The organism is Pantoea sp. SS70 (assembly GCF_029866845.1).
Taxonomy (GTDB): domain Bacteria; phylum Pseudomonadota; class Gammaproteobacteria; order Enterobacterales; family Enterobacteriaceae; genus Pantoea; species Pantoea leporis.
Genome location: NZ_CP117199.1, coordinates 528601 through 555114 on the forward strand (window position 1 = coordinate 528601; position 26514 = coordinate 555114).

A 26514-nucleotide genomic window follows, 5' to 3' on the forward strand; every position below is an offset into this window, starting at 1 on the left:
TTATCCGCCGTCGGTCAGCGCAGAAGACCCTGGCGGACCCGTTTGCGGCCTGCAAGCTGCCGTGAACGACAGCGTGACGGAGAAATAAAATGAAGTTTGTAGATGAAGCGACGATCCTTGCGGTCGCGGGTGATGGCGGCAATGGTTGCGTAAGCTTCCGCCGTGAAAAATATATTCCAAGAGGCGGCCCGGATGGCGGCGACGGCGGCGACGGCGGCGACGTGTATTTGTTGGCGGATGAAAACCTCAACACCCTGATCGATTATCGCTTTGAAAAGTCTTTCCGTGCCGAACGTGGCCAGAATGGCCAAAGCCGTGATTGCACCGGTAAACGTGGTAAAGACATTATCGTTAAAGTGCCCGTTGGTACCCGCGTAATTGACCAGGGTACCGGCGAAACGCTGGGCGACATGACGCGTCATGAGCAGAAGCTGATGGTGGCGAAAGGCGGCTGGCATGGCCTTGGTAACACGCGCTTTAAATCGTCAGTTAACCGTTCCCCGCGTCAAAAAACCATGGGAACACCGGGCGAGAAGCGTGATCTGCAACTGGAACTGATGCTGCTGGCTGACGTTGGTATGTTGGGTCTGCCGAATGCCGGTAAATCGACCTTTATTCGCTCGGTATCCGCAGCGAAACCCAAAGTTGCGGATTATCCGTTCACTACGCTAGTGCCAAGCCTTGGCGTGGTGCGTATGGACAACGAAAAGAGCTTTGTTGTCGCCGACATTCCTGGGCTGATTGAAGGTGCAGCGGATGGCGCAGGTCTGGGTATTCGCTTCCTGAAGCACCTTGAGCGCTGCCGCGTGCTGTTGCACCTGATCGATCTTGCCCCTATCGATGAATCTGATCCGGTTGAAAATGCCCGCATCATTCTTGGCGAATTGGAAAAATACAGCGATAAGCTGTTCCAGAAGCCGCGCTGGTTAGTGTTCAACAAATGTGACCTGCTGAGCCGCGAAGAAGCAGAAAGCCGTGCCAAAGCGGTAGTAGAAGCATTAGGCTGGGAAGAAAAATATTACCTAATCTCTGCGGCTAGCCATGATGGCGTGAAAGATCTTTGCTGGGATGTGATGAGCTTTATCATCGAAAATCCAAAAGAAGCCGAAGAAGAAGCTAAAGAGCCAGAGAAAGTGGCCTTCATGTGGGATGATTATCACCGTGAAGCCATGGAAACGGCGCAGGAAGTGGAAGAAGACGACGATTGGGATGACGACTGGGACGAAGAAGACGACGAAGGCGTCGAAATCATTTACCAGCGTTAATCGTACAAAAAAGCGGCCCGAAGGCCGCTTTTTTTATGTCTTAACCCAGCACCGCCACCGTCAATCTCGAGGTGCAGCACAGTTGGTCGCGGGCGTTACGAATCTCAATCTGCCAGCTTTGATTACGCGCACCAAGGTGTAACGGGCGGCAAATACCGCGCACTTCACCGCTGCTTACTGCACGATGGTGGCTGGCGCTCACCTCAATCCCCACCACGCTTTTACCTTCTTCGATGCTGAGATAACCGGCAATCGATCCCATCGACTCCGCCAGCACCACAGAAGCGCCGCCGTGCAGCAGGCCAAACGGCTGATGCGTGCGGGCATCCACCGGCATGGTGGCTTCGAGATAATCTTCACCGATGTTGGTAAACACAATGCCAACGTGTGCCACCAGCGAGTTTTCACCCATCTTATTCAACGTTTCAACATCGACCGAACGTTTCCAGATTGCCATAACTTAGGATCCCAGCGTTGCGCCACCGTCGACCACAATATCCTGCAGCACCACGTGGCTGGCAAGATCCGACGCGAGGAACATCACGTTAGCAACGATCTCCTGCGGTTTAGCGATCTTACGCAGCGGGATCCCCAGCTTGTACTGATCCGGGAAACCATTGATCATCTCCTGCTCGGCTTCTGGCGTATGCCACAGGCTGCGTTGCATATCGGTATCGGTGGAACCCGGAGAAACGATATTGCAGCGCACGCCGTAAGGCGCCATCTCTAAACCCACGGTCAGACACAAGCTGCGCAACGCCGCTTTGGAAGCGCCATAAGCGGACATACCAAGGCGCGGCGCATGTGCCGCATTAGAGGCGATAGTCACAATCGCACCCGCACGCTGCTGGCGAAACACTGGCAAGGTTTGCTGGAACAGGTTGAACGCGCCGCCGGCATTCACCGCCAGACACGCCTGCCAATCGTCGAACGACAGTTCATCGGTGCTGCCAATACGCAGGATGCCGGCACCGTTCACTAGTACATCGAGACGCGGCTGATCTGCCAGCAAACGCTGACAAACCGCTTTCACCTCGGCGGCGTTCGCCACATCCAGCACCTGCGTGGTGAAAGGATAGTCGGCCTGTTCGAAACGCAGATCGAAGCCGATAACCTGCGCGCCCGCCTGATGGAAGCTCAGCGCGGTGTGGTAACCAATCCCTTTGCCTGCGCCGGTTACCCAGACGATTTTTCCACTGAAATCGAAAGTTGCACTCATTTAGCTGGCACCCTTGATAACAGCGCCCACCAGCCATCGATGGTCGGATTTTTTGCCAGACTGACGAAATCGATGTCGCTGTGCACCTGACGCCAGCGCGCCGCCAGCGCCATCACGCGTACTGAATCCAGACCGTAATCGATCAGGTTCTCGTCATCTGCGGGCACATCGTCATCTTCCAGCTGCGGCAGAATCAGCGCACGCAGATCGTCTTTGCTCAACGGCAGCGGCATCAGGTCGGCGGTCATCACTACTTTACCGCTGCGACCTGCGGTGTAAGTCAGCGCCATCATGTGCTCTTCGCGCGTGAAGTCGGCCAGCGCATCCGCCACCATAAACGGCTGGATATTACGCATAAAGGCGTCAGTCGCGGTGGTCAGGCAACCGATGTGCGCGTACACGCCGGTGATGATCAACTGATCGCGGCCCATCTCCTGCAGGATCGATTCCAGCGGTGAGCGCACGAAGGCGCTGTATCGCCATTTGGTCAGTACCTGATCGTCCTGATCCGGCGCCAGCGCATCCACGATCTTCTGCTGATCCGGATGTTTGTTCAGGCCCGGTCCCCACATGTCGTTGAGGAGTGCGCGATCGGCATCGCTCTGTTCGTTCGGCTGAGCGGTATAGAACACCGGAATGCCCTGCGCTTTGCAGTAAGCGCGCAGGCGAGCGATGTTTTCCACCACCTGATTAACCAGCGGGCTGTTTTCGCCCCAGAAATTAAGGAAGTAAGCCTGCATATCGTGAATCAGCAGCGCGGCACGCTGAGGCTCAAGCGTCCACTTTACTTTATTGGTTGGCAGTTCAGTTGCTGCGGGTAGCGCGTAAGCGTTCAGTTTTGGAATAGCCATTACAATCTCCGGAACAGGTCAGGCTTGCGCTTGTTGGTCGGCAAGCTGTTGGCGTAAACGTTTTTTATCCACCTTGCCGACAGGCGTCAGCGGCAGGGCATCGACGCAGGTAATACGGTCAGGTAATTTGAACTCGGCCACGCCCAGTTCTCGCAGGTGACGACGCAACGCCACCGCTTTGATCGGTTGGCAGGCAACGATAAAGGCGCAGCTCTTTTCACCCATCAATTCGTCGTTCATCGACACCAGCGCGGCGTGGATCACATCCGGATGGCGTTGCAGCAAGTTTTCGATCTCTTCCGCGGCGATCTTCTCGCCACCGCGATTGATCTGATCCTTTTCCCGCCCTTGCACGGTGATGTAGCCCTGCGCGTCGATCTCAATCAGATCGCCCGAACAGTAAAACCCGTTGGCGTCGAAGCTGGCGGCGTTATGTTCCGAGCTCTTGTAATAGCCACGGAAGGTGTAGGGGCCGCGCGTCATCAGGCGACCGATGGTGCCGGTTGGCAGCGCGTTGCCGTGCTCATCAGCGACCCACACTTCGTCATCTTCAGAGATCGGACGGCCTTGCGTGGTGAGAATGATGTTCTCATCGTCGCCAAAGCGCGTGTAGTTCACCAGACCTTCGGCCATGCCGAAAACCTGCTGCAGCTGACAGCCAATTTCACGCTGAATACGTGCCGCGAGGGTTTCGCCCAGCTTGGCGCCGCCCACCTGAATGCGCTGCAGCGAAGCCAGTTGTTTATTGCTGCCCCATTCCTGAATCGCCTGTAGCCACAAACTCACCGCCGGCGGCACCAAACCGGTATCGGTGACCTGATGCTTCTCAATCAGCGGGAAGCAGAGCGTGGCGCTGGGATCGGCAGCCAGAATCACCTGACCACCGGCATAAAACACGCCGAGCGAACCCGGGGAGCTCATGGCAAAGTTATGCGGCGCGGGCAGGGCGATGAGATAGCGCGTATCGGCGGTCACCTGACAAATCTCATCACTGGCGCGAATGCTGTAGTAATAGTCGTTGTGGGTGCGCGGAATCAGCTTCGGCGTGCCGGTGCTGCCGCCGGAGAGCTGGAAAAACGCCACTTCATCAGCGGCGGTTGGTGTGGCGAGGTAATCACCCGCGGCTTCCGCCATCAGCGCTTCCAGCGTATTTTCCGGCTGGTTGTCATTACGCAGAATCACCTGCTGCAGCGAAGGCTGCGCGGCGCACAGCGCGTTGATAAAGCTATCATCAGCAAACAGCGTGTGAGTGCGATCGGCAATCAGCAGTTTAGGTTCGATCTGCGCCGCATAGGCGCTTAGTTCGGTGCGCTGATGGCTGAACAGCGCAAATACTGACGCTACGCCGAGCTTAAACAGCGCAAATACCGTGACATAAAAATCGGCCACGTTGCCAAGCTGCACCAGCGCAGTATCGCCATTTTGCAGGCCACGACGCTGCAGCGCGGCGGCCAGGTTGCTGCTCAGCACGTCCATTTCGCGATAGCTGATCTGGCGATCGCCATCAATCACCGCGATGGCATCATTATGCTGATGACGCGTCAGAATGTCGGTCATCGGCACATCCAGCCAGTAACCTTTTTCGCGATAGCGCGCAGCCAGGTCGTCCGGCCAGCGAGTATAGGGAATGCTCATGTTCTTTCCTTTATTGCAGTCCAAAGGCGCGCAACATGGTGTCCAGCTTCACGCCGGTTTCACGCCATTCTGATTCGGGTTGGGAGTCGGCCACGATGCCCGCGCCGGCAAACAGGCGCACCCGCGTGCCATGCACGGTGCCGCAGCGGATGGTGACCACCCATTCGCCATTGCCCTGGCTATCGCACCAGCCGACGATGCCGCCAAACAGTTGGCGATCAAAAGGTTCCAGCTGCTGAATAAGCTGCTGCGCGCGCTGATGGGGGAAACCGCTCAACGCAGGCGTCGGGTGCAGCAGGCAGGCCAGCGACAGCGCATTTTCGCGCTCATCCTGCACTTCGCCGTCGATTTGCGTGGCGAGATGCCACAGCGTGGCGGTGGTAATCAGCGACGGAATGGTCGGCACCGACAGCAAACGGCTGCGCGGCTGCAAGGTGTCGCGCATCGCGTCGGTCACCAGTTTGTGCTCATGACGATCTTTGCCGGAATCCATCAGCGTATCGCCAGCGGCACGATCCTGCTGGGCATCGTCGTGATTGCGCCGCGCTGAGCCCGCCAGCGGACAAGAGCTAAAATCGCGCCCCTGTTTGCGCAGCATCAGCTCCGGACTGGCACCAATCAGCGCACCGCCTTGCGGCAGCGGCAGATGGAAATGGTAGCTATTGGGGTTCTGTGCAATCACGCGCTGCATCAGCGCTGCGGTATCAACCGGCTGTTCGGTAACGATATCCATCAGACGCGACAGCACCACTTTATCCAGATCGCCGCGCTGCGTGGCCGCCACCGCATCTGCCACCATCGTGGTAAACACATCGTGATCCGGCACTGCGGTGCGACGTCGCACCTGCGGCAGATCGCTGACGTTTTCCGGCAACGCGTTTTGCAGGTCAGCGCGATTAAACGTCTGATAGGATTCAGGAATAAACAGCGCGGCGGGCTGGCTGACGTCAAACGGGATCGCCCCGACCAGAATCGGATTGTCGATGCCCTGTTTTTTCGCCGCGGTAAAATGCTGACGTAACTGTTGTTGGAAATCACCGTCCAGCGACGCGGCGTCATCTACCGGCGCGGTAACGGTGGTATAGCATCCTTGCGTTGCCAAACTACGCCACGGCGAGGTAAAGAGGAAACCACGGCTTAGCGCGGAATAATCCTTCAGCCAGGCATTTTCAAACGTGGAAGATTCCACCATAATTTTCACCTATAAATGATAAGATTATTAAGAATGATTATCATTTTTATTATGGGCCTGTAACCTACGTCGATTGGGCAAAAGTGTCAATCCATTCGCGGGATTTCAGCTGCGTTTAGCCGTAATCAGGCGCTGACGCTCAGCAGGGCAATATGCTAAAAAGTGGACCAAAACTTATGAATAAATGCGGTTTTTGGGGCATTGCAGCCCTTATAGGTGTTTTCCAGATTTTCACCAGCGTCGCTCATGCCGAACAGGGTTGGCCGCGCACCGTTCAGGGTGCCAACGGATCGATCACGCTCAATCACGCGCCGCAGCGCATTGTCTCGACCAGCGTCACGCTGACCGGATCGCTGCTGGCCATTGATGCGCCGGTGATTGCTTCCGGCGCGACTGCGCCGAACAGTCGCCTGGCCGACGATCAGGGTTTCTTCCGCCAGTGGAGCGATGTTGCTAAAAAGCAACATCTTCAACGTCTGTACATCGGTGAACCGAATGCCGAAGCGGTTGCCGCGCAAGCGCCGGATCTGATTATCGTCAGCGCCACCGGCAACGATTCTGCCATCAAGCTCGCCGAACAGTTTTCGGCTATTGCACCGACGCTGGTGGTCAATTACGACGACAAAAGCTGGCAGGAGGTCGTCACGCAGTTAGGCCAGGCGACCGGGCATGAAGCGCAGGCGGCGCAGCGCATTAAAGCTTTCGACGATCGTGAAGCGGCGCTGAAAAAAGCCATCACGCTGCCACCGCAGCCGGTCTCCGCCATGGTATGGAACGGCGGCGGACGCGCAGTCAATGTGTGGACCGCGGCTTCGGCGCAGGGAAAGCTGCTGGAACAACTTGGCTTCACCCTGGCAACGCCACCGGCGACGATTGAGCAGGGACACAGCATGGGACAGCGCAAAGACATCGTTCAGCTGTCGGGCGAAAACGTTGCCAGCGGCCTGTCCGGTAAAACTTTCCTGCTGTTCGCCGCTGACGATAAAACCACGCAATCGGTGCTGAACAATCCTTTCCTTGCGCAAAACGTGGCGGTGCAGGGCAAGCAGGTTTACGAGCTGGGCGTCGATTCCTTCCGTCTCGATTACTACAGCGCCAGCAATCTGCTGGCGCGTCTGGAGAAGCTGTTCGTTAAATCATGATGCCTGTTCCGTCAGCTCCGGTGCTGGCGGATGGTAACGACGTAAACGGCCCATCACCCACCACATCACGATGCCGAGCAGCGCCGCCGTAAAGCCAAATACCGCGGCGGCCTGCGGTGGCAGCAACCATGAACCCATCGCACCAATCACCGCCGCACCAATCGCATCGCCGGTCACGTTCTGCGCGGTCCACAAGCCGTTGATGCGGCCTAACAGATGATCTGGCGTTAATGCCTGAATCATCGCGTACTGCACCAGGCTGTTGATGGCGCTGAAGTAACCGAAAGCGACTAAGCAGGCTAACGCCAGCGGCAGGTTCGGCATCAGGCTAAACAAACCCAGCGCGACAAATGCTGCAATCGCACTGCCGAGCACCAGCTGTCCGGGACGCGCGGCGTGTTTCAGTTTACCGCTGGTGAACGCGCCGATAGCTGCGCCGAGCGGCACGGCGGCATACATCAGGCCAAGCTGGTCAGCGCTTACAGACCAATGCGGCGCGAGCGACGGATAGAGCACGCGCACCGCGCTGGCCAGCGTGACTAATGCGCCAATCAGCGCCACCATGCCGACAATCGGACTGGCGAAAAGAAACTGCACGCCAGCGGCGAGGGATTTCAGCGGATGTTCACGCGGTTGTGGCGGCGGCGGCAAAGTGGGCAATTTCAGCAGCGTTAACACGGTAAGTAAGGTGCCAAAGGCAGCGAGTGCGTAGTTCCACGTCACGCCGCCGTGAGCAATCACCAAACCGGCAATCGCGGGCGATAAAATGGAGCCGAAGCGCACCGTCAACATGGTGATAGCGCCCGCCTGCATAATGTTTTCCCTACCGACCAGCGCGGGCGTCGCCGCCAGCAGCGCGGTGACGCCAATCGCGCCGAAAAAACCATCCCAGAAACCCAGCAGATAAACCGCGATCAGAGAGGGTTCTGGCAGCGCGGCGTTAATGGCCAGCGCGATAAAACCTAAGCCGCAGGTGGATCGGGCAAACAAAATCAGCTTTTTGCGTTCATAGCGATCCGCCAAAACGCCGCCGGTGAGCAGGCCGATAAACATGCCGGCAGCGGCCAGCGTCACCGCCAAGCCCACCAGCAGCGGTGAATGGGTCATGTGCTGAATCTGCACCGGCACCGCCACAGCGAGCATGCCGAGCGCGACAATCGAGATAAAACGCGCGATAAACACCGCGCGAAAAGCCGGGTGAGTTTTCAGCAGCGAGAGATCGATAAAGTGGGAAGATTTGTTCATGTGTTCGCCTTATTGCACCAATTTTCCTCATCGTCCGCGAGGCGAGTCATGGTAACATAGCTAAACGCGAGTAATAACGATAACCATTATCAAGTTACATCGCGCATGCGACGACGTTGAACAGTGAAGGTTTAGAACGCTATGCGCCAGATTCGTGCATTAGCAGGCTCAGGGATTCTGCTCTTGCTCCTCATCGCGCTCAGCTTAATGCTGGGGGCAAAATCAATACCGCTTCCCGATGTTTATCATTCGCTTACCACCTCCTGTCACAGCGCGGAGTGCGTCATTGTGCGTGATGCGCGCCTGCCGCGTACGCTGGCCGGTTTGCTGGCGGGCGTGGCGCTCGGCCTCGCCGGTGCGTTGATGCAGAGCCTGACGCGCAATCCGCTGGCCGATCCCGGCATTCTTGGCGTCAACGCCGGAGCGGGTTTCGCGGTGGTAATTGGCATTGCGCTGTTCGGTGCTGACTCGCCGGTGGATTGGCTCGGCTTCGCCTTTGGCGGCGCGCTGCTGGCGTCCGTGCTGGTGGCGATGACCGGCGCGATTGGCGGCGGGCGCGTCAATCCGGTGCGTCTGACGCTGGCCGGCGTGGCGCTGGGCGCGGTGCTGGAAGGATTAACCTCTGGCCTGTCGCTGCTCAATCCCGATATTTACGATCATCTGCGCTTCTGGCACAGCGGCTCGCTGGATATTCGCAATTTCACTACGCTGCGCACGCTGTTCCCGGCGGTGCTGCTCGGCAGTGTGGTCGCCATTGCGCTATCGCAGGCGCTGAACAGTTTGAGTATGGGCGGCGACATGGCGACCGCGCTCGGCACGCGGGTGGCGCGCACCCAACTGCTGGGCCTGCTGGCGATTGCGCTGCTGTGCGGCGCAGCCACGGCAGCGGTGGGCCCGATTGCCTTTGTCGGTTTGATGACGCCGCACTTTGCCCGCTGGCTGGTGGGCAACGATCACCGCTGGATGCTGCCTGCGACGGCGCTGATCACGCCGATTTTGCTGCTCGCCGCCGATATCCTTGGCCGCCTGCTGGTGGCGGGCGAGCTGCGGGTTTCCATCGTCACGGCGATGCTCGGTGCGCCGATGCTGATTGTGCTGGTGCGCCGTAAATTGGGCCGGGGGGCACTATGACGCGTCGTGTCGGGTTACATACGCTGTGGCTGCTGTGCGCCTGCGCTCTGCTGGCTTATCTGGCGATGACGCGCGGTGCATTGCCGATCAGCGGTGATCAAATCTGGCAAATTCTGCTCGGGCAGGGCGCCAGCAACGTCAAACTGATCGTGCTGGAATGGCGCTTGCCGCGCGTGCTAATGGCGCTGCTGATTGGTGCGGCGTTAGGCATCAGCGGCGCGATTTTCCAGTCGCTGCTGCGTAATCCGCTTGGCAGCCCGGACATTCTCGGTTTCAACACCGGCGCATACAGCGGCGTGCTGGTGGCGCTGGTGCTGTTTAATCAAAGCGTCACGGCGATGACCGGCGCAGCGTTGATTGGCGGCATCGCCACGGCGGCGCTGGTCTATCTGTTTGCCTGGCGCAACGGCGTAGAGACCTTCCGGCTGATTATCGTCGGCATCAGCGTGCGCGCGCTGCTGATGGCGTTGAATTCCTGGCTGATTATCAGCGCCTCGCTGGAGTCGGCGCTGAGTGCGGGTTTGTGGAGCGCCGGATCGCTCAACGGCATTACCTGGGCGAAAACGCCGCCGGTGATTGCGGTGCTGCTGCTGGCGTTACTGTTGATGGCGCTGCTGGCGCGGCGGATGCGTTTGCTGGAGATGGGCGACGATACCGCCTGCGCGCTTGGCGTGCCGGTGGAGCGCAGCCGCATGTGGCTGATGCTGATTGGCGTGGTGCTCACGGCGGCGTCAACCGCGCTGGTCGGGCCGATTTCGTTTGTCGCGCTGCTGGCGCCGCAGATTGCCCGGCGTCTCGGCGGCGGCGTCAAAGGTGCCTTGCCGCTGGCGGCGCTGTGCGGTGCGCTGTTATTGATTGCTGCAGACTTCGCCGCACAGCATCTGTTCCTGCCATATCAATTACCGGTTGGCGTGATAACCGTCATTCTCGGTGGACTTTATCTGATCGCTTTACTGGTGCGGGAGGCGCGACGCCAATGACCGATATCCCTTCACGTCTGCGCGGCGATAGCCTAACGCTGAGCTATGACAAAAAGGTGGTGGCAGAGAATCTGTCAGTGACGATTCCGCAAGGTGAGCTGACGGTGATTATCGGCCCTAACGCCTGCGGAAAATCGACGCTGCTGCGCACGTTGAGTCGCCTGCATACGCCGTTAAAAGGTGAGGTGTTGCTGGATGGCGCGGCCATTGCCAGCTATCCCACCAAAGAAGTGGCGAGGCGTTTGGGTTTGCTGCCGCAAAGTTCCAACGCGCCGGCGGGCATCAGCGTCACCGAGCTGGTGGCGCGCGGACGTTATCCGCATCAGGCGCTGTTTGGTCGCTGGCATGCGGAAGATGAAGCGGCGGTGCAGAACGCGATGCGCGCCACCGGCGTGGCCGATTTGGCCCAGCAGTCGGTGGATACGTTATCGGGCGGTCAGCGTCAGCGCGTGTGGATTGCCATGGTGCTGGCGCAGGAAACGCCGCTGCTGCTGCTGGACGAACCGACCACCTGGCTGGATATCACCCATCAAATTGAGCTGCTGGAATTGATGCAGGAGCTGAATCAACAGCATGGGCGAACGCTGGTGGTGGTGCTGCACGATCTTAATCACGCTTGTCGCTATGCCACGCATTTGATTGCGATGCGTGACGGCAGGATTGTCGCCGAAGGGAAGCCGTCGGAGATTGTGACGCCCGCGTTGATCGAGCAGGTGTATGGCTTGCGCTGCGTGATTGTGGACGATCCGGTGGCGCATACGCCGATGATTGTGCCGCTGGGGCGCGGGGGATAATTAAACACGGTGCGCGCGGGCCCTCATCCCAGCCTTCTCCCGCTTGCGGGAGAAGGGGCCGACCCAGCTTGTATGTTACACCCGTACCACACCTAAGCATTCCCTCTCCCGCCAGCGGCTCCTGATTGTTCCCTCTCCCGCTTGCGGGAGAGGGTTAGGGTGAGGGAAAAATCGCTATTGCAACAACCGCTGCAACAACGGCCCAATCTGCTCAAACATCTGCGGTGAAATGATCTCCACGTGGGCGCAATCCATCGGCCACACTTCCAGTTCACCGATATACGGCGCCCAGGCGCGGCGCGCATCTTGTCCTGGCTGCTGCGTCTGTTCGGCGAGGAACAGCGTGGCGCGACCGTTGAAACGCGCGCTGCGTGCGGTCGCCAGCAGGCGCACCGAACTGGCGTAGTTGGCCTCGATGGTATCGAACATCGCACGCATCTCTTCGCCGGCCTGATGGCGCTGCGCGGCGATAAACTGCTCGCGCTCGCGGTTCACCTCTTCCAGCACCGCCGGATCCAGCACGTTCTCGCCGCGTTTCTCATCCCAGTTTTGCGTTTCTGGTGGCCAGGTATCCAGCAGGCCGAGGAACGCCACCTCTTCACCGGCCGCTTCCAGCCGGGCCGCAATGCCTTGCGCCAGGGTGCCGCCAAGCGAATAGCCGAGGAAATAGTAAGGTCCGTGCGGCTGCACGTCGCGCAGGGTTTGCAGATGGGCGTCGCACACGTCATCCAGATGCGCGCTTTGGTTCAGCGGGCTGCTGATATCCGGCGACTGAATGCCGACCAGCGACCAGCGCTCATCGAGATAACGCTGCAGGATGCTGAATTGCCAGGCAAACCCTGACGCCGGATGGAAGCAGAACAGCGTTGGTCCGTTGCCCTGACGCAGCGGCAGCACCGCTTCGAAACCGGCTTGCTGATGGGATTGCGTATCACTGAGCAGCGTTGCCAGCTTCTCCACCGTGGAGGCCACCATGATTTGTCCCACCGACACCGGCTGTTGCAGCTCACGGCGCAGCTGCGCCGCTAAGCGCATCGCCAGCAGCGAATGGCCGCCGAGGGAGAAAAAGTCATCCTGCGCGCTGATTTCCTCGCGCGCCAGCAGCTGACAGAAAGCATTAGCTAAGGTGGTTTCCAGCCCAGCGTGCGGTGCACGTCCCGCACTGGCGCCGGCGGATGCGGGCAACGGCAGCGCTTTGCGATCCAGCTTGCCATTGCTGCTGAGCGGGAAGGCATCGAGCTGCACAATGGCTACCGGCACCATATGCGCGGGCAAGCGTTGCGCCAGCGCCTGACGCAGCGCGTCGCGATCAACCGGCTGCCCGGCAATCACGTAGCCGACCAGCTGACGCGCATCACCTTGCGCTGCCGTGCCGCCAAGCACCACCGCGTGTGTGACCGCCTGCTCAATGCCGGGCTGCGCGCTGAGCACATGATCGATCTCATTCAGTTCGATACGCTGACCGCGAATCTTCAGCTGATCGTCGCTGCGACCGAGATATTCCACCGCGCCGTTATCCAGCCAGCGCGCCACGTCGCCGGTGAGATACATGCGCTCGCCGGGCATGAAAGGATCGGCGATAAAGCGGCTGGCGGTGAGATCGGGACGGCCGAGATAGCCATGCGCCAGCTGCACGCCGGTTAAGTAGAGATCGCCCGCCACGCCCGGCGGCACCGGCTGCATGCGGGCATCAAGGATGCGCAGGCCGGTATTCCACACCGGGAAACCAATCGGCACGCTGGCACCTTCGACGGCGGCCAGGGCAGCACCAAACGCCGGATACCAGCTGACATCCACCGCCGCTTCGGTTGGGCCATACAGATTGTGCAGCGGCACGCGCGTCAGTTTTTCCCACTCGCGCGATAAATCCGTCGGCAGCGCTTCACCGCTGCAGAACACGTTACGCAGGCTGGCGCAGCAGGCAATTGCCGGTTGATCATCCAGCGCCGCGACAAAGGCCGCCAGCATTGAGGGAACGAAATGCGTGGTGGTGACTTGGTAGCGGGCAAACAGCTGCTGCAGCGCTTCCGGGTCGCGATGGGCTTCTGGCGGTGCCATCACCAACTGCGCACCGACCAGCAGCGGCCAGAAGAATTCCCACACCGAAACGTCGAAGCTGCTCGGGGTTTTTTGCAGCACCACGTCGTCGGCTTGCAGCGGATAGCGATCCTGCATCCACAACAGGCGATTGACGATGGCTTCATGCCCCACCAGCACGCCTTTAGGGCGACCGGTCGAACCTGAGGTGTAAATGATGTAGGCGCCATCCTGCGGCGTCGGCGCGCTGGCCGGCTGCGGTGCATGGGCATTGTGATACAGCACATCAAAATGCAGCTGATTGACCGACGCGATGGCGCTGAAGCGCGCGCTGAGCGCTGCGCAGGTGATCAGCGTTTTTGGCGCGGCGTCTTCCAGCATCAGCTGTAAGCGGTCATCCGGATAACCGGTGTCGAGCGGTAAATAGGCAGCGCCGAGCGAAACAATCGCCTGCAGCGCCAGGGAGAGCTGCACTGAACGCGGCAGCGCCACGGCGACAATATCGCCACGCTGCACGCCGGCGGCGCTGAGATCGGCGGCCAGCGCAAACACCTGCTGTTGCATCGCGCGATAGCTAAGCTGATGCTGCGCATCGGCCAGCGCCGGTGCATCGGGGGTGCGTGCCGCCTGCTGCGCTAACAGTGACGCCAGCGTTTCTGCTGGCAGCGGATAGGCGGTTTGGTTGATTGCGGCAATCTGCGCATGCTCTTCGGCAGTGAGCAGATCGAGTTCGCCGCACGGCCGCTGCGGCTGTTGCGCCAGCTGATCGAGCAGCAGGGCAAAGCGGCTGGCATGACGCTGCAAGGTTTGTTCGCTATAGCGTTCGGCATTGGCCAGCAGCTCCAGCGTCAGTTCACCGTGCTCGCTGATGTAAATGGCGATCTCCAGATCGCGCACCGGCCCGGACGCCAGTTGATGGGTGATGCCTTCCACGCCAGCGAAATCGAGCTGGTAGTCAAACATCTTCAGGTTGATCACCGGACCGTACAGCGGGTCGCCATCGCCGAGGCGGCCGAGATCGCGCTGCACCTGTTCGGCGTCATAGCGCTGATGACGACGCATCTTTTTCACTTCACCCGCCAGCTGGGCGGCGAGCGCGCCGATCGGCTGCGTCGGATCGTAATGGATTGCCATCGGCAATACGTTGATCACCGGACCGGTGGCGCACAAGGCGGCCGAGCCGATGCGGCGCATAAAGATGAAGCCAGCGGCAAAGTCGTTTTGCCCGCTGAGACGTGCCAGCCACAGCGCCACCAGCGCAAAGGCGAGATCGGCCGCGCTGGCGTGCGGATGCTGCTGCACCAGCGTCTGGAAGGTGCTGCGATCCAGCGTAACGCTATGGCGCAGCAGATCGGTGCTGGCGTGTTGACCGGCGAGCGGCAGCGGCGAGAGCGAAGCCGGTGAGGGCAGCGCCGCGCCTTTTTCGCGCCAGAACTGGCTGTCACGCGCAAAAGAGGAGGATTCGCGGTAGCGCTGATACTCGTCCACCACTTCGCTAAACGGAATAAACGGCGTCGGTTCAGCGGCTTGCTGGCGTACGGCCGCGCTGTAGAGATTGGCGATGCGGCGCGTCAGCGCGGTAAAGCTGAAGCCATCCACCACCAAATGATGGTAGCGCTGATACCAAAACCAATGCTGATCGTCGAGACGGAACAGGCGGTGATGCCACAGCTTTGCGCCGCTCAATACGCGCAGATCGCCATTCATATCGTCACGCATCAGCGCGCGCGCTTTGGCGGGCGCATCGGCCTCCGCGCGCAAATCGACAATCTGCGGCAGGCTAAAGGCGTGTGGCTGCGGCCACTGCAACGCTTCGCCTTCCACCTCACCAAAGGCCATATTCAGCGTGTCGGCTTCCTGCATGCCCGCAACGATCGCCTGCGCCAACAGGGCGCTGTCAATCTCACCGCGCAGTTCGACAAAGTGCGCCACCGCGTAAGCGTTGTGGTGAGGTGACAGCTGATCGGCAATCCAGATGCCGGGCTGTGCCGCGACTAACGGCAAGGTTTGTTGGTCGGTCATAGGCTTATTCATCAGGGATTCGGACATGGATGCTCCGGTTTGCTCCACAGCGCTTGCAGGCCATTCAGCAGGCCGCCGCGCCAACAGAGCGCGTCATGGCCGCCTTCCACCGGCAGGTAATTCACCTGATAGCCGGCAGCGCTAAGCTGCTGTTGAAGTTGTTGATTAGCTTGCAGAATCAAGCCTTCGCGTTTGCCCGCTTCGAGCCAGAAACGCAGCGGTTGACGCGGTGCAAGACCGTTATCCAGCGCCTGCAGCAGCCAGCCGTGCGGATTGCCGCGTTCCGGCCACCAGAAGGAGCCCGATAAGCTGAGCGCGTTGCCAAAGGTTTCCGGCCAGTGCAGCGCGGCAAACACCGACGCCAGGCCGCCAAAGCTTTGTCCGGCGACGATGGTACTGTCCGCCTGCTGGCGATAAGGCGTTGATTGTGCAACTTGCGGTAACAGTTCTTGCTGAATGGCTTGCCAAAACTGCGCGTTACACGGCAGCTCGCGGCTGCGGTGTTCGCGGTCAATGATGTCGATAAACAGATACACCGCTGGCGGCAAAGAACCGGCATCAGTGAGCTGCTGCAGCGGTCCGGCAATCGGCATGCTGTGCGCCCAGAATTGCCCGTCAAGCATGATGGCCAGCGGACGCTGTGCGGGATTGGCTGCGCCGGTGGTGTAAATCCACACCTTGCGGCTGTTGCCTAATAGCGCGCTATCCCATTGCTGCTGTTGCAGTTCAATGGTTGGCTCTGTGCCGTGATCCACCGCGTGCCACAGCTGTTGATCGGGCGCGTGGGGCAGATGCAGCGGCGAGACGCCCATGCCGCGACCACCGGACCAGCCACGTAAGCTGTTCAAAGGATCGGCCTGCGCCGTCGGGAATTTGTCGCGCCACCAGTTGCGCAGCGTGGACATGTCGGCAACGCCAGTGAAGTCCGTGGCCTGTTCATCGGGCATCAAACAGTAACTGCCGCGCCAGTTGGCGGGCAGCGAGGTCTGCCAATACCAGACGTTGGTGCCCGCCACACGCATTAACGACTGCGGCGGGCGGCGCTGGTGGTGATCGGTCACGCCGGTAATGTTAATCCACACGCGCTGGGTCGATGATTGCGTCTCATCGCCTTGCGGATCACGCCAGAAGAAGGTGACCTGACATTGGCCATCGTCTGCTAACTCAATGCGGGGAATGCCTTGGGATTGTTGCGCCTGCCACCAGGCTGCACTGCCGGTTACATCATTTCGCCAGGTCATAGGGCTGCCAGTCGGTGTTTACGCGGAGATTTACATAAGCTTGATGAATAATACTATTGATAATAATTTGCATTTGCAATAGGGTGACTGCGCTCAAAAATGAGCACGCCTGTTCCGCCAGAGGCTTACCGTTCGGTAAGGTTGCGCTACGGATGGTTTGAAGGGTCTGGAACTGGGCGCGATATGGACAGGGATCTTCTCACCGGCTCGCCAGTTAAGCATTCAACGGCTTTTTGCTGGCCATCCAGGAACGTATAAAATGAAAAATTACTCACGGTTATCGTTAGCCATTCTGATTGAACTGGGGCTCAGCGCCTCACTGCTTTCCAGCAGCGCCTGGGCAGCAGAGACTTCCTCCAGCAAAACCTCTGCCAGCACGACTGACGCACAATCAATGGACGGCGGCACCTTGATGGTCACCGCGCAGCAGCAGAACCTGCAAGCGCCGGGCGTCTCAACCATTACCGCCGACGAAATCAAAAAACATCCGCCCGCGCGTGATGTGTCTGAAATTATCCGTACCATGCCAGGCGTTAACCTGACAGGCAACTCCACCAGCGGCCAGCGCGGTAACAATCGCCAGATCGATATTCGTGGTATGGGCCCGGAAAACACCTTGATCATGGTGGACGGCATGCCGATCACCAGCCGCAACTCGGTGCGCCTTGGCTGGCGCGGCGAGCGTGATACGCGTGGCGACACCAACTGGGTGCCGCCGGAGATGATCGATCACATCGACGTGATTCGCGGACCTGCTGCGGTGCGTTACGGTAACGGCGCGGCGGGCGGTGTGGTGAATATCATCACCAAAAAACAGACCGATCAGCAGTGGCACGGTTCCTGGAACACCTATTACAACGTGCCGGAACATAAAGCGGAAGGCGCCACTAAGCGCACTAACTTCAGTCTCGAAGGGCCGCTGGGCGATGATTTCAACTTCCGTTTGTACGGTGGTTTAGCCAAAACCCAGGCCGATGCCTATGACATCAACGAAGGGCATGCGGCGGCGCGCACTGGCAGCTATGCGGGCAGCTATCCGGCCGGTCGTGAAGGTTCGGTTAATAAAGATATTAATGCTTTGCTGAGCTGGGCGTTTGCACCGATGCAGACGCTGGAGCTGCAGGCCGGTTACAGCCGTCAGGGCAACCTGTATGCGGGTGATACGCAGAACACCAACACCAGCGCGCTGGTGAAAAGCCTGTACGGTGATGAAACTAACCGCCTGTATCGCCAGAACGTCTCATTAAAATGGACCGGCGCATGGGATAACGGCGTCAGCACCAATACCTACGCGCGCTATGAGAAAACCCGCAACTCGCGTATCAATGAAGGTTTGGCCGGCGGCACCGAAGGCATCTTCTCTAACAGCGGTTTCAACACCATTCAGCTGGATGACGTGCTGCTGCATAGCGAAGTCAGCATTCCGTTTGAGCTGCTGTTTAACCAAACGGCGACGCTGGGTACCGAATGGAACCAGCAGCGCATGAAGGATGGCTCTTCCAACACGCAGGCGGCGAGCTACGGTGCGGTGCCGGGCATCGATAACACCGGTCGCAGCCCGTATTCCCAGGCAGAGATTTTCTCGCTGTTTGCGGAAGACAACATGGAGCTGACCGACAGCACCATGCTGACGCCAAGCCTGCGTTTCGATCATCACTCGATTGTTGGCAATAACTGGAGCCCGTCGCTCAACCTGTCACAAGGTTTGGGCGATGACTTCACGCTGAAGATGGGGATTGGTCGCGCCTATAAAGCGCCGAGCCTGTATCAGACCAACCCGAACTACTTGTTGTACAGCAACGGTCAGGGTTGTGCGGCCAGCACCGGCGCCTGTTATCTGCAGGGTAACAGCGACCTGAAAGCGGAAAACAGCATCAATAAAGAGATTGGTCTGGAGTGGAAACACGAAGGTTATCAGGCCGGTTTAACCTGGTTCCGCAACGATTATCGCAACAAGATCGAAGCCGGTTACTCGCCAGTGAGCAAAGCATCCAATGGCACCACAGATATTTATAAGTGGGAAAACGTACCGAAAGCGGTGGTGGAAGGGCTGGAAGGCACCGTCAACGTGCCGTTCTCCGACAGCGTGATGTGGAATAACAACTTCACCTATATGCTGCAGAGTAAGAACAAAGAGACCGGCGATCGTTTATCGGTGATTCCGGAATACACGCTGAATTCGACGCTGAGCTGGCAGGCGACGCAGGATCTGTCGCTGCAAACTACACTGACCTGGTACGGCACACAGACGCCGAAGAAGTATGATTACAAAGGAAATCTTTCGACCGGCAGCGCAACGGATAAAGTGAGTCCTTACTCAATTATCGGTATGAGCGGTACCTACGATATCAACAAGTACGCCAGCGTCACGGTGGGCATCGATAACCTGTTCGATAAACGTCACTATCGCGAAGGTAATGCGCAAACCACCGGTAACGCCAACACCAACTCTTATCTGTATGGAGCGGGTGCGAATACCTACAACGAATCTGGTCGTACTTACTTTATGAGCCTGAATACCCACTTCTAACGGCGTTTAACCAATCAGTTGATGCGGTAAATAGCAGCGGGCAATCAGCCCGCTGCTATCTTCACGGTTCACCAGCTCCAGCCTGCCGCGATGCATCTGCACGATGCGCAGCACGATATTCAAACCCAAACCGCTGCCGCCATAACGCTGATCGCGACGACGAAACGCCTGCGTCAGCTCTTCCGCAGCGGCGGCTTCAATACCCGGGCCTTGATCCCACACTTCGATAATCACCTGCTGCTGGTCCTGCTGCATCTTCACCACGACTTCGCTGCCTTCCGGGCTGTAGCGCGAGGCGTTTTCCAGCAGATTGCGCAGCATCAGGCGCAGCAGCACTGCTTCACCTTGCTGCGGCACATCGTCGTTCTGTGGCCAGTGCAGGATTTGCTGACGCTGTTGATACAGCTCAGTCATTTCTGGCTCCAGCGGCTGCATGATGTCCTGTTGCCACTGCAACTGCTGATAGTGACCGCCCGCCAGCGCTTGCCCGGCGCGCGATAACATCAACAGTTGTTCCACGGTGTGCATCAGCTGATCGATACGTTCAATTAGCATCTCGCTCTGCGGCACGTTCAGCTGGTGGAGCAGCTCGAGATGCAGGCGCAATCCGGCCAGCGGCGTGCGCAGCTCGTGCGCCGCATCGGCGGTGAACAGGCGCTCCTGCTGCAACGTGTGATTGAGGCGTGAAAACAGTTGGTTGATCGAGGTGGTTACCGCCACGATCTCATCCATTTCGGAGTAGATCGGCAACGGTGTCAGATTATCCGCTGAACGATGCGCAAGGCTGTCCTGCAGCGATTTCAGCGGACGAATAATCCAGTTAATCGCCCAAAACGACAGCAGTAAGGTGAGGGCGACCATGACTAAGGAAGGCAGCAGCAACGAGGCAATGGCTTCACGGATCTCGTTTTCTACCCGATCGTTACGCGCCTGCGCAGAGAGCGTTTCGTTGACTAAAAAACTGATCTGCTCGCGGCTTTCATGCCACAGCCAGATGGCGCTCATCACCTGACAGGTGAGGAGAATCAGCGCCAGCATAATCAATAACCGCTGACGCATGCTGTTCATTCGCGGATTTCCAGACGGTAACCGACGCCGCGCACGGTTTTGATGCGATCTTTTCCGAGCTTGCGACGCAAATTGTGAATGTGAACTTCGAGAGTGTTGGAGCCGGGATCGTCATTCCAGCTGTAGAGATCCTGCTGCAGCGTTTCGCGGTGTACGTTTTGCCCCACGCGCATCAGTAAGCGGGTGAGCAGTGCGAACTCTTTGGGCGTGATCTCCAGCGGCTGATCTTCCAGCAGAACCTGTTGTGAACTGAGATTGAGCGTCAGATCGCCCTGTTGCAGCAGGTTATCGCTGTGGCCCTGATAACGGCGGATCAGCGCTCGCACGCGTGCCTGCAGTTCAACCAACGCAAACGGCTTCACCAGGTAATCGTCAGCGCCGGCATCCAGACCATCAACGCGATCCTCCAGCGCATCGCGCGCCGTGAGGATCAGTACCGGCACCGCAATGCCGTCACGTCGCCATTGTCGCAGCAGTGATGCGCCATCGCGATCCGGCAAGCCGAGATCGAGCACGATCAGGCTGTACTGACCGCTACGCAGCAGCGCGTTGCTCTCTGCGGCGGTACTGGCGCAGTCGATGGCGTAGCCTTGCGAGCTTAACGCCTGCGCAAGGCCCGATTGCAACAGCGCATCATCTTCAACGATTAGCAGTTTCATCAGTTGTTCTTGTTGATATCCGTATAGAGGCGGCTCTCAAAACGTACCAGCGGAATGCGGCGCGTTTTCTGATTTTCCGGCGGTACCGCGTAACCGGACAGGAACTGGACAAAGGCGACGCGCGCGCCGCTGGAGGTGGTGATGAATCCTGCCAGATTATAGACGCCCTGCAGCGAACCGGTTTTCGCCGAGACTTTGCCATCCAGCCCTGCTTCATGCAGACCGCCACGATATTGCAGCGTGCCGTCGTAACCGGCCAGCGGCAGCATCGAAATGTAATTCAGTGTCGAATCATTTTTCGCAATGTATTGCAGTACTTGCATCATGGTCTCTGGCGCGATCAGGTCATGACGCGACAGCCCGGAACCATCAACCTGAATGCTGTTGCCGAGATCGACCCCGGCTTTTTCGCGCAGAATGCGACGTACCGCATCTGAACCCGCGCGGAAGGTGCCCGGCACGTTGAAGTAATGATGGCCGATGGTGCGGAACACGGTGTCGGCAATCATGTTGTCCGACTTCTTCAGCATAGTGTGCAGCAGCGTGTGCAGCGGCGCTGATTGCGTTGAAGCCAACACGGTACCCGGCGACGTCACTTGCGCCTGGCGAACCAGATGACCGCTGTAATCAATATCGGCGGCGCGCAGCTCGGCTTTAAGTATCTCACCGGCCCACGCAGCACCATCCTGCACGGCAAAGGCCAGCGGTAGCGGCTCTGAACGTTGACGCATGCAGCCGGTTAAGGTGTAGCGATTGAGCTCGCCTGGCACCACATCCAGCTCGCAATATTGTCCGTCACCGCTGTTGCGGCCAATGGTGCGCACCTGACTGAACATGTGGGCCGGATAATAGGAGGCGATACGCACAAAGGCGTTTTCGCCCGGCGTATTGGCGCTATACAGCGATACTGAGAAACAGTTTTTATCGACGATGGCCGCTGCGGGTGGCGCACTGAAGCACTGCGTCAAATCGTTCCACGGCCAGCCTGGCGCCATATCGTGGCTGGCGAACACCGAGGTGTCGATCACCAGATTGCCCTTAATATGGGTGATGCCCTGCTTTTTCAGCGCTGTGACCATGTTGCGCAGATCCTGGCGGCTCAGCGTAGGATCGCCGCCAAATCGTGCCACTAAATCGCCATTCAGGGTGCCATCATTGACCGCTCCTTTGGTTTCCATGGTGGTCTGGAAACGAAAATCGGGCCCGAGCTCTAATAAAGCCGCCAGCGCTGTCACCACTTTCATGGTGCTGGCCGGTAACGCCATCTGTTTGCCGTGATAATCGATTATCGGGGTGGATGCGCCCACTTTTTGTACCATCAGCGCCAGGTTTGCGCCGTCTGGCAAATACTGCATGTATTCTTCAACGGGAGCTGCTTGTGCCTGCAGCATAAACGCACAGGTTAATCCGGTAACAAGTCGTGAAAATCGCATAATCTCGCGGTAACTGACGGGTGAGGGCGTCAATACTACGTCCCCGGACGGTGCAAAGTAAACGATGACCCACAGGGAACTCTGGGGTAAAATACGTATCAAAATGCAAAACCGAACCTGACCCGGAAAGCTTTCCGGGTCAGGCTTCTTTTGCTTGTGAAAAGAGGTAACGCGCTGCAGAAGCTATTTTCTGCTGTCACCGGTCAGGATGACGCCGTTAACCAGGATAGATGACGAGGAGCCAAAATGAATCAGATTCCGATGACGTTGAAAGGCGCTGAGAAGCTGCGCGAAGAGCTGAACGAACTGAAAACTGTGAAGCGTCCGCGCATCATCGCCTCCATCGCCACAGCCCGTGAGCACGGCGATTTGAAAGAGAATGCCGAATATCATGCGGCTCGCGAAGAACAGGGTTTCTGCGAGGGGCGTATTCAGGAGATTGAAGCCAAGCTTTCCAATGCGCAAGTCATTGATGTGACTGCCATGCCGAAAACCGGTCGCGTAATTTTTGGCGCTACCGTGACCATCCTCAATGTGGATACGGAAGAAGAGTTCACCTATCGCATCGTGGGTGACGATGAAGCTGACTTCAAGCAGAACCTGATTTCAGTGAATTCGCCGATGGCGCGTGGATTGGTTGGAAAATCAGCCGACGATGTCGCGATTGTGAAAACCCCAGGCGGGGATGTGGAATATGAAGTTCTGAAGGTGGAATACCTTTAAGATATTGCTACGCTTTGCAATATGTCGCTGCATTTTGTAAAGAAAGGAAAAAGGCCGCATTGCGGCCTTTTATCACATGCAGGAGCGTGGCACTTTCTTTGCCCGTCGCCGCCTTTAAAGGCATGATTAACGCGGAAGAGTAATTTTACGCTCTTTGGCAGGGCGATACAGCACCAGCGTGTTGCCGATTACCTGTACGTTGCCTGCTTTAGTTTCACGCACGATAGCGTCCACGATCAGCTGCTTAGTTTCACGATCTTCCGAGGCAATTTTTACCTTGATCAATTCGTGATGCTCGAGCGCCAGTTCGATTTCGGCAAGCACGCCTTCGGTCAGGCCATTTCCGCCCAGCATGACAACCGGCTTAAGCGGATGGGCAAGGCCTTTCAGGTGCTGTTTTTGTTTGGTACTCAGATTCATCGTATTTTTTGCTTACTCAGGGATTGAAAACGGTTCATTCTACCGCCATCTCGGGTATATCGCCAAATCAACGCGACCATTGCGTGCTGATTTATCGCTACGATGACGATTTAATTGGAAAAATTATGACGGGTAAAAAGCGTTCGGCCAGTTCCAGTCGCTGGCTACAGGAACACTTTAGCGATAAATATGTGCTGCAGGCACAGAAAAAAGGGTTACGTTCGCGTGCCTGGTTTAAACTTGAAGAAATTCAGCAGGGTGACAAGATTTTCAAACCCGGGATGACGGTTGTTGATCTCGGTGCGGCACCCGGCGGTTGGTCGCAATACGTGGTTCAGCTTATCGGATCAAGTGGTCGTATCATCGCCTGCGATCTGTTACCAATGGATCCGATTGTCGGCGTTGATTTTTTGCAGGGCGATTTTCGTGATGAGGCGGTACTTAACGCCTTACTGGAGCGCGTTGGCGACCAAAAGGTGCAGGTGGTGATGTCTGATATGGCACCCAACATGAGCGGTACACCTGCGGTTGATATTCCACGTTCGATGTATTTGGTAGAATTGGCGCTGGAAATGTGTCGGGATATCCTGGCCCCAGGCGGCAGTTTTGTCGTGAAAGTGTTTCAGGGAGATGGCTTCGATGAATACCTGCGGGAAATTCGCTCCCTGTTTACGAAAGTAAAAATTCGTAAGCCGGACGCTTCGCGATTACGTTCGCGCGAAGTGTACATTGTGGCGACGGGGCGCAAACTTTAGCCCGAATTGCCGGAATCAAAGCAAGACGACCAATGCGTTTACTCTGATGTGTAATTCTGAGTTTCAGGGTAAACAAGCAAAATCATCCGCACTGCGATTCCAGGTATGAAGGATCTATAGTACCCTACGCTGTCTGTTAACATCGTTGTAATATGAGGTTAATCCCTTGAGTGACATGGCGAAAAACCTGATTCTCTGGTTAGTCATCGCGGTCGTGCTGATGTCTGTATTCCAGAGCTTTGGGCCCAGCGAGTCGAATGGCCGTAGGGTTGATTATTCAACTTTCCTATCGGAAGTGAACCAAGATCAGGTCCGCGAGGCACGAATTAACGGGCGTGAGATTAACGTTGTCAAAAAAGACAGCAATAAATACACCACCTATATCCCCGTCAACGATCCTAAGTTACTCGATAACCTGTTGACCAAAAACGTCAAAGTCGTTGGCGAACCGCCTGAAGAACCAAGCCTGCTGGCTTCCATCTTCATCTCATGGTTCCCAATGCTGCTGCTGATTGGCGTGTGGATCTTCTTTATGCGGCAGATGCAGGGCGGCGGCGGCAAGGGCGCGATGTCCTTCGGCAAGAGCAAAGCCCGCATGCTGACCGAAGATCAGATCAAAACCACTTTTGCTGACGTGGCCGGTTGTGATGAGGCCAAAGAAGAAGTTGGTGAGCTGGTTGAGTATCTACGTGAGCCGAGCCGTTTCCAGAAGCTGGGCGGTAAAATTCCGAAAGGCGTCCTGATGGTCGGCCCTCCGGGTACCGGTAAAACGCTGCTGGCGAAAGCGATTGCTGGTGAAGCCAAAGTCCCGTTCTTTACCATTTCCGGTTCTGACTTCGTGGAAATGTTTGTCGGTGTAGGTGCATCTCGTGTGCGTGACATGTTCGAACAAGCGAAGAAAGCTGCACCGTGCATCATCTTTATCGATGAAATCGATGCGGTTGGCCGTCAGCGTGGCGCCGGTTTAGGCGGTGGTCACGATGAACGTGAACAAACGCTGAACCAGATGCTGGTTGAGATGGATGGCTTTGAAGGTAATGAAGGCATCATCGTTATCGCGGCAACTAACCGTCCAGACGTCCTTGACCCGGCGCTGCTGCGTCCAGGCCGCTTCGACCGTCAGGTTGTGGTGGGTCTGCCAGACGTGCGTGGTCGTGAGCAGATTCTGAAAGTCCATATGCGTCGTGTGCCGCTGGCAACCGATATGGATCCATCAGTTATCGCACGTGGTACGCCTGGTTTCTCCGGTGCGGATTTGGCTAACCTGGTCAACGAAGCTGCTCTGTTTGCTGCTCGCGGCAACAAGCGTGTTGTTTCGATGGTTGAGTTTGAAAAAGCCAAAGACAAAATCATGATGGGTGCGGAACGTCGCTCCATGGTGATGACCGAAGAGCAGAAAGAATCGACGGCTTATCATGAAGCGGGTCACGCGATCGTGGGTACGCTGGTTCCGGGTTACGATCCGGTGCACAAGGTCACCATCATTCCACGTGGTCGTGCTCTGGGTGTGGCTTTCTTCTTGCCAGTAGGTGATGAGATCAGCGCCAACCGTCAGAAGCTGGAAAGCCGTATTTCTGTGGCTTACGGCGGACGTCTGGCGGAAGAGATCATTTATGGTCCGGACTATGTTTCTACCGGTGCTTCATCTGACATCAAAATGGCGACCAGCGTAGCACGCAACATGGTCACGCAGTGGGGCTTCTCTGAGAAGCTGGGTCCATTGCTTTACGCTGAAGAAGAGGGCGAAGTGTTCCTCGGTCGCTCAGTGGCGAAAGCAAAACACATGTCAGATGAAACGGCGCGCATTATCGATCAGGAAGTTAAACACCTTATCGATACCAACTACCAGCGTGCACGCCGTATTCTGAATGAAAACATGGACATCCTTCACGCGATGAAAGACGCGCTGATGAAGTATGAGACCATCGATGCACCGCAGATCAGCGATCTGATGGCACGCCGCGAAGTGCGTCCACCAGCAGGTTGGGAAGAGGCGAAAGTTGCTGTGGGTAACGGCGACTCTACGCAGGCTCCACGTCCTGTTGATGACCCGAAAACGCCGGGTTCAGACAAGATCATGTGATGGCATTCTGGCGGGAGGCGTTGCTCACCGCCAGTTCTCCCTCCCGCAATACTTGTTACAATGCAAACCCCGGCCAGTCCGGGGTTTTT

General features: G+C 57.6%; 21 protein-coding genes. 9 read left to right on the plus strand and 12 right to left on the minus strand.

What is annotated here, in order from left to right; translation table 11 throughout:
• Positions 1-89 precede the first annotated feature (89 nt).
• Positions 90-1265, plus strand: coding sequence for an Obg family GTPase CgtA (gene cgtA, locus PO881_RS02365; RefSeq protein ID WP_008104343.1), 1176 nt, complete (start codon positions 90-92; stop codon positions 1263-1265).
• A 40-nt stretch (positions 1266-1305) separates the two neighbouring features.
• Here the strand turns inward: cgtA and PO881_RS02370 are convergent, their stop codons facing one another.
• From PO881_RS02370 to PO881_RS02390, 5 genes are read right to left on the minus strand one after another with little or no spacing between them, the layout of a single operon-like run.
• On the minus strand, positions 1306-1722 hold the full coding sequence (locus tag PO881_RS02370) for a hotdog fold thioesterase (RefSeq protein ID WP_110868079.1): 417 nt from the start codon (positions 1720-1722) through the stop codon (positions 1306-1308).
• A 3-nt stretch (positions 1723-1725) separates the two neighbouring features.
• Positions 1726-2484 carry a 2,3-dihydro-2,3-dihydroxybenzoate dehydrogenase gene (gene dhbA / locus PO881_RS02375; protein ID WP_101762269.1) on the minus strand — a complete coding sequence of 253 codons (759 nt, stop codon included), beginning with the start codon at positions 2482-2484 and terminating at the stop codon, positions 1726-1728.
• Positions 2481-3335: an isochorismatase gene (locus tag PO881_RS02380; protein ID WP_280172394.1), complete on the minus strand. Its 855-nt coding sequence runs from the start codon at positions 3333-3335 to the stop codon at positions 2481-2483. Before PO881_RS02380 ends, dhbA begins: the two co-directional genes overlap by 4 nt.
• Positions 3336-3353: 18 nt before the next feature.
• Positions 3354-4970: a (2,3-dihydroxybenzoyl)adenylate synthase gene (locus tag PO881_RS02385; protein ID WP_280172395.1), complete on the minus strand. Its 1617-nt coding sequence runs from the start codon at positions 4968-4970 to the stop codon at positions 3354-3356.
• 10 nt (positions 4971-4980) lie between these two features.
• On the minus strand, positions 4981-6162 hold the full coding sequence (locus tag PO881_RS02390; protein WP_280172396.1) for an isochorismate synthase: 1182 nt from the start codon (positions 6160-6162) through the stop codon (positions 4981-4983).
• A 176-nt stretch (positions 6163-6338) separates the two neighbouring features.
• Here PO881_RS02390 and fepB point away from each other — a divergent pair, with 176 nt between their 5' ends.
• Positions 6339-7304, plus strand: a complete 966-nt coding sequence (gene fepB / locus PO881_RS02395; RefSeq protein WP_280172397.1) for a Fe2+-enterobactin ABC transporter substrate-binding protein — start codon at positions 6339-6341, stop codon at positions 7302-7304.
• Here fepB and entS read toward each other — a convergent pair.
• Positions 7299-8549 carry an enterobactin transporter EntS gene (entS, locus tag PO881_RS02400; RefSeq protein WP_277974443.1) on the minus strand — a complete coding sequence of 417 codons (1251 nt, stop codon included), beginning with the start codon at positions 8547-8549 and terminating at the stop codon, positions 7299-7301. The genes fepB and entS overlap by 6 nt on opposite strands.
• A 141-nt stretch (positions 8550-8690) precedes the next feature.
• On the opposite strand from entS, the gene fepD reads away from it, so the two are divergent.
• Genes fepD through PO881_RS02415 form a run of 3 tightly spaced genes read left to right on the plus strand, consistent with a single transcriptional unit; the run spans position 8691 to position 11454 of the window.
• The gene (gene fepD / locus PO881_RS02405; RefSeq protein WP_101762264.1) at positions 8691-9680 is read left to right on the plus strand and encodes a Fe(3+)-siderophore ABC transporter permease; all 990 of its coding nucleotides are present in this window, start codon (positions 8691-8693) and stop codon (positions 9678-9680) included.
• Positions 9677-10660 (plus strand): iron-enterobactin ABC transporter permease, encoded by a 984-nt coding sequence (gene fepG, locus PO881_RS02410; RefSeq protein ID WP_277974444.1) that lies wholly within the window; start codon positions 9677-9679, stop codon positions 10658-10660. The genes fepD and fepG overlap by 4 nt, the downstream gene beginning before the upstream one ends.
• Entirely contained in the window at positions 10657-11454 is a 798-nt protein-coding gene (locus PO881_RS02415) for an ATP-binding cassette domain-containing protein (RefSeq protein ID WP_280172398.1), read from the plus strand. Before fepG ends, PO881_RS02415 begins: the two co-directional genes overlap by 4 nt.
• A 174-nt stretch (positions 11455-11628) precedes the next feature.
• On the opposite strand, the gene PO881_RS02420 is transcribed toward PO881_RS02415, so the two are convergent.
• Together PO881_RS02420 and fes are read right to left on the minus strand one after the other, a co-directional pair.
• Positions 11629-15540 (minus strand): enterobactin synthase subunit F, encoded by a 3912-nt coding sequence (locus tag PO881_RS02420; RefSeq protein WP_280172399.1) that lies wholly within the window; start codon positions 15538-15540, stop codon positions 11629-11631.
• The gene (gene fes, locus PO881_RS02425) at positions 15525-16754 is read right to left on the minus strand and encodes an enterochelin esterase (protein WP_280172400.1); all 1230 of its coding nucleotides are present in this window, start codon (positions 16752-16754) and stop codon (positions 15525-15527) included. Before fes ends, PO881_RS02420 begins: the two co-directional genes overlap by 16 nt.
• Before the next feature lie 259 nt (positions 16755-17013).
• Here fes and PO881_RS02430 point away from each other — a divergent pair, with 259 nt between their 5' ends.
• Positions 17014-19284, plus strand: a complete 2271-nt coding sequence (locus tag PO881_RS02430) for a TonB-dependent siderophore receptor (protein WP_110868070.1) — start codon at positions 17014-17016, stop codon at positions 19282-19284.
• Between the two features lie 6 nt (positions 19285-19290).
• Here the strand turns inward: PO881_RS02430 and pmrB are convergent, their stop codons facing one another.
• The 3 genes from pmrB to dacB are packed head-to-tail and all read right to left on the minus strand — an operon-like array spanning position 19291 to position 22444.
• Complete coding sequence (gene pmrB, locus PO881_RS02435; RefSeq protein WP_280172401.1) at positions 19291-20352, minus strand: two-component system sensor histidine kinase PmrB; 1062 nt, start codon at positions 20350-20352, stop codon at positions 19291-19293.
• Positions 20349-21011, minus strand: coding sequence for a two-component system response regulator PmrA (pmrA, locus tag PO881_RS02440; protein WP_101762257.1), 663 nt, complete (start codon positions 21009-21011; stop codon positions 20349-20351). Before pmrA ends, pmrB begins: the two co-directional genes overlap by 4 nt.
• The gene (gene dacB / locus PO881_RS02445) at positions 21011-22444 is read right to left on the minus strand and encodes a serine-type D-Ala-D-Ala carboxypeptidase (RefSeq protein ID WP_137386837.1); all 1434 of its coding nucleotides are present in this window, start codon (positions 22442-22444) and stop codon (positions 21011-21013) included. Before dacB ends, pmrA begins: the two co-directional genes overlap by 1 nt.
• Before the next feature lie 246 nt (positions 22445-22690).
• On the opposite strand from dacB, the gene greA reads away from it, so the two are divergent.
• Positions 22691-23167, plus strand: coding sequence for a transcription elongation factor GreA (gene greA, locus PO881_RS02450; protein WP_101762255.1), 477 nt, complete (start codon positions 22691-22693; stop codon positions 23165-23167).
• Between the two features lie 126 nt (positions 23168-23293).
• Here greA and yhbY read toward each other — a convergent pair whose 3' ends face one another.
• The gene (gene yhbY / locus PO881_RS02455) at positions 23294-23587 is read right to left on the minus strand and encodes a ribosome assembly RNA-binding protein YhbY (protein WP_007886683.1); all 294 of its coding nucleotides are present in this window, start codon (positions 23585-23587) and stop codon (positions 23294-23296) included.
• Between the two features lie 125 nt (positions 23588-23712).
• On the opposite strand from yhbY, the gene rlmE reads away from it, so the two are divergent.
• The gene (rlmE, locus tag PO881_RS02460; protein ID WP_007886684.1) at positions 23713-24342 is read left to right on the plus strand and encodes a 23S rRNA (uridine(2552)-2'-O)-methyltransferase RlmE; all 630 of its coding nucleotides are present in this window, start codon (positions 23713-23715) and stop codon (positions 24340-24342) included.
• 175 nt (positions 24343-24517) lie between these two features.
• The gene (ftsH, locus tag PO881_RS02465) at positions 24518-26425 is read left to right on the plus strand and encodes an ATP-dependent zinc metalloprotease FtsH (protein ID WP_036620266.1); all 1908 of its coding nucleotides are present in this window, start codon (positions 24518-24520) and stop codon (positions 26423-26425) included.
• Positions 26426-26514: the final 89 nt, after the last annotated feature.

What these genes read in the sequence shown, in the direction of transcription:
- cgtA (WP_008104343.1), top strand. Translation starts at nt 90, where the DNA reads ATGAAGTTTGTAGATGAAGCGACGATCCTTGCGGTCGCGGGTGATGGC.
- PO881_RS02370 (WP_110868079.1), bottom strand. Translation starts at nt 1,722, where the DNA reads ATGGCAATCTGGAAACGTTCGGTCGATGTTGAAACGTTGAATAAGATG.
- dhbA (WP_101762269.1), bottom strand. Translation starts at nt 2,484, where the DNA reads ATGAGTGCAACTTTCGATTTCAGTGGAAAAATCGTCTGGGTAACCGGC.
- PO881_RS02380 (WP_280172394.1), bottom strand. Translation starts at nt 3,335, where the DNA reads ATGGCTATTCCAAAACTGAACGCTTACGCGCTACCCGCAGCAACTGAA.
- PO881_RS02385 (WP_280172395.1), bottom strand. Translation starts at nt 4,970, where the DNA reads ATGAGCATTCCCTATACTCGCTGGCCGGACGACCTGGCTGCGCGCTAT.
- PO881_RS02390 (WP_280172396.1), bottom strand. Translation starts at nt 6,162, where the DNA reads ATGGTGGAATCTTCCACGTTTGAAAATGCCTGGCTGAAGGATTATTCC.
- fepB (WP_280172397.1), top strand. Translation starts at nt 6,339, where the DNA reads ATGAATAAATGCGGTTTTTGGGGCATTGCAGCCCTTATAGGTGTTTTC.
- entS (WP_277974443.1), bottom strand. Translation starts at nt 8,549, where the DNA reads ATGAACAAATCTTCCCACTTTATCGATCTCTCGCTGCTGAAAACTCAC.
- fepD (WP_101762264.1), top strand. Translation starts at nt 8,691, where the DNA reads ATGCGCCAGATTCGTGCATTAGCAGGCTCAGGGATTCTGCTCTTGCTC.
- fepG (WP_277974444.1), top strand. Translation starts at nt 9,677, where the DNA reads ATGACGCGTCGTGTCGGGTTACATACGCTGTGGCTGCTGTGCGCCTGC.
- PO881_RS02415 (WP_280172398.1), top strand. Translation starts at nt 10,657, where the DNA reads ATGACCGATATCCCTTCACGTCTGCGCGGCGATAGCCTAACGCTGAGC.
- PO881_RS02420 (WP_280172399.1), bottom strand. Translation starts at nt 15,540, where the DNA reads ATGTCCGAATCCCTGATGAATAAGCCTATGACCGACCAACAAACCTTG.
- fes (WP_280172400.1), bottom strand. Translation starts at nt 16,754, where the DNA reads ATGACCTGGCGAAATGATGTAACCGGCAGTGCAGCCTGGTGGCAGGCG.
- PO881_RS02430 (WP_110868070.1), top strand. Translation starts at nt 17,014, where the DNA reads ATGAAAAATTACTCACGGTTATCGTTAGCCATTCTGATTGAACTGGGG.
- pmrB (WP_280172401.1), bottom strand. Translation starts at nt 20,352, where the DNA reads ATGAACAGCATGCGTCAGCGGTTATTGATTATGCTGGCGCTGATTCTC.
- pmrA (WP_101762257.1), bottom strand. Translation starts at nt 21,011, where the DNA reads ATGAAACTGCTAATCGTTGAAGATGATGCGCTGTTGCAATCGGGCCTT.
- dacB (WP_137386837.1), bottom strand. Translation starts at nt 22,444, where the DNA reads ATGCGATTTTCACGACTTGTTACCGGATTAACCTGTGCGTTTATGCTG.
- greA (WP_101762255.1), top strand. Translation starts at nt 22,691, where the DNA reads ATGAATCAGATTCCGATGACGTTGAAAGGCGCTGAGAAGCTGCGCGAA.
- yhbY (WP_007886683.1), bottom strand. Translation starts at nt 23,587, where the DNA reads ATGAATCTGAGTACCAAACAAAAACAGCACCTGAAAGGCCTTGCCCAT.
- rlmE (WP_007886684.1), top strand. Translation starts at nt 23,713, where the DNA reads ATGACGGGTAAAAAGCGTTCGGCCAGTTCCAGTCGCTGGCTACAGGAA.
- ftsH (WP_036620266.1), top strand. Translation starts at nt 24,518, where the DNA reads ATGGCGAAAAACCTGATTCTCTGGTTAGTCATCGCGGTCGTGCTGATG.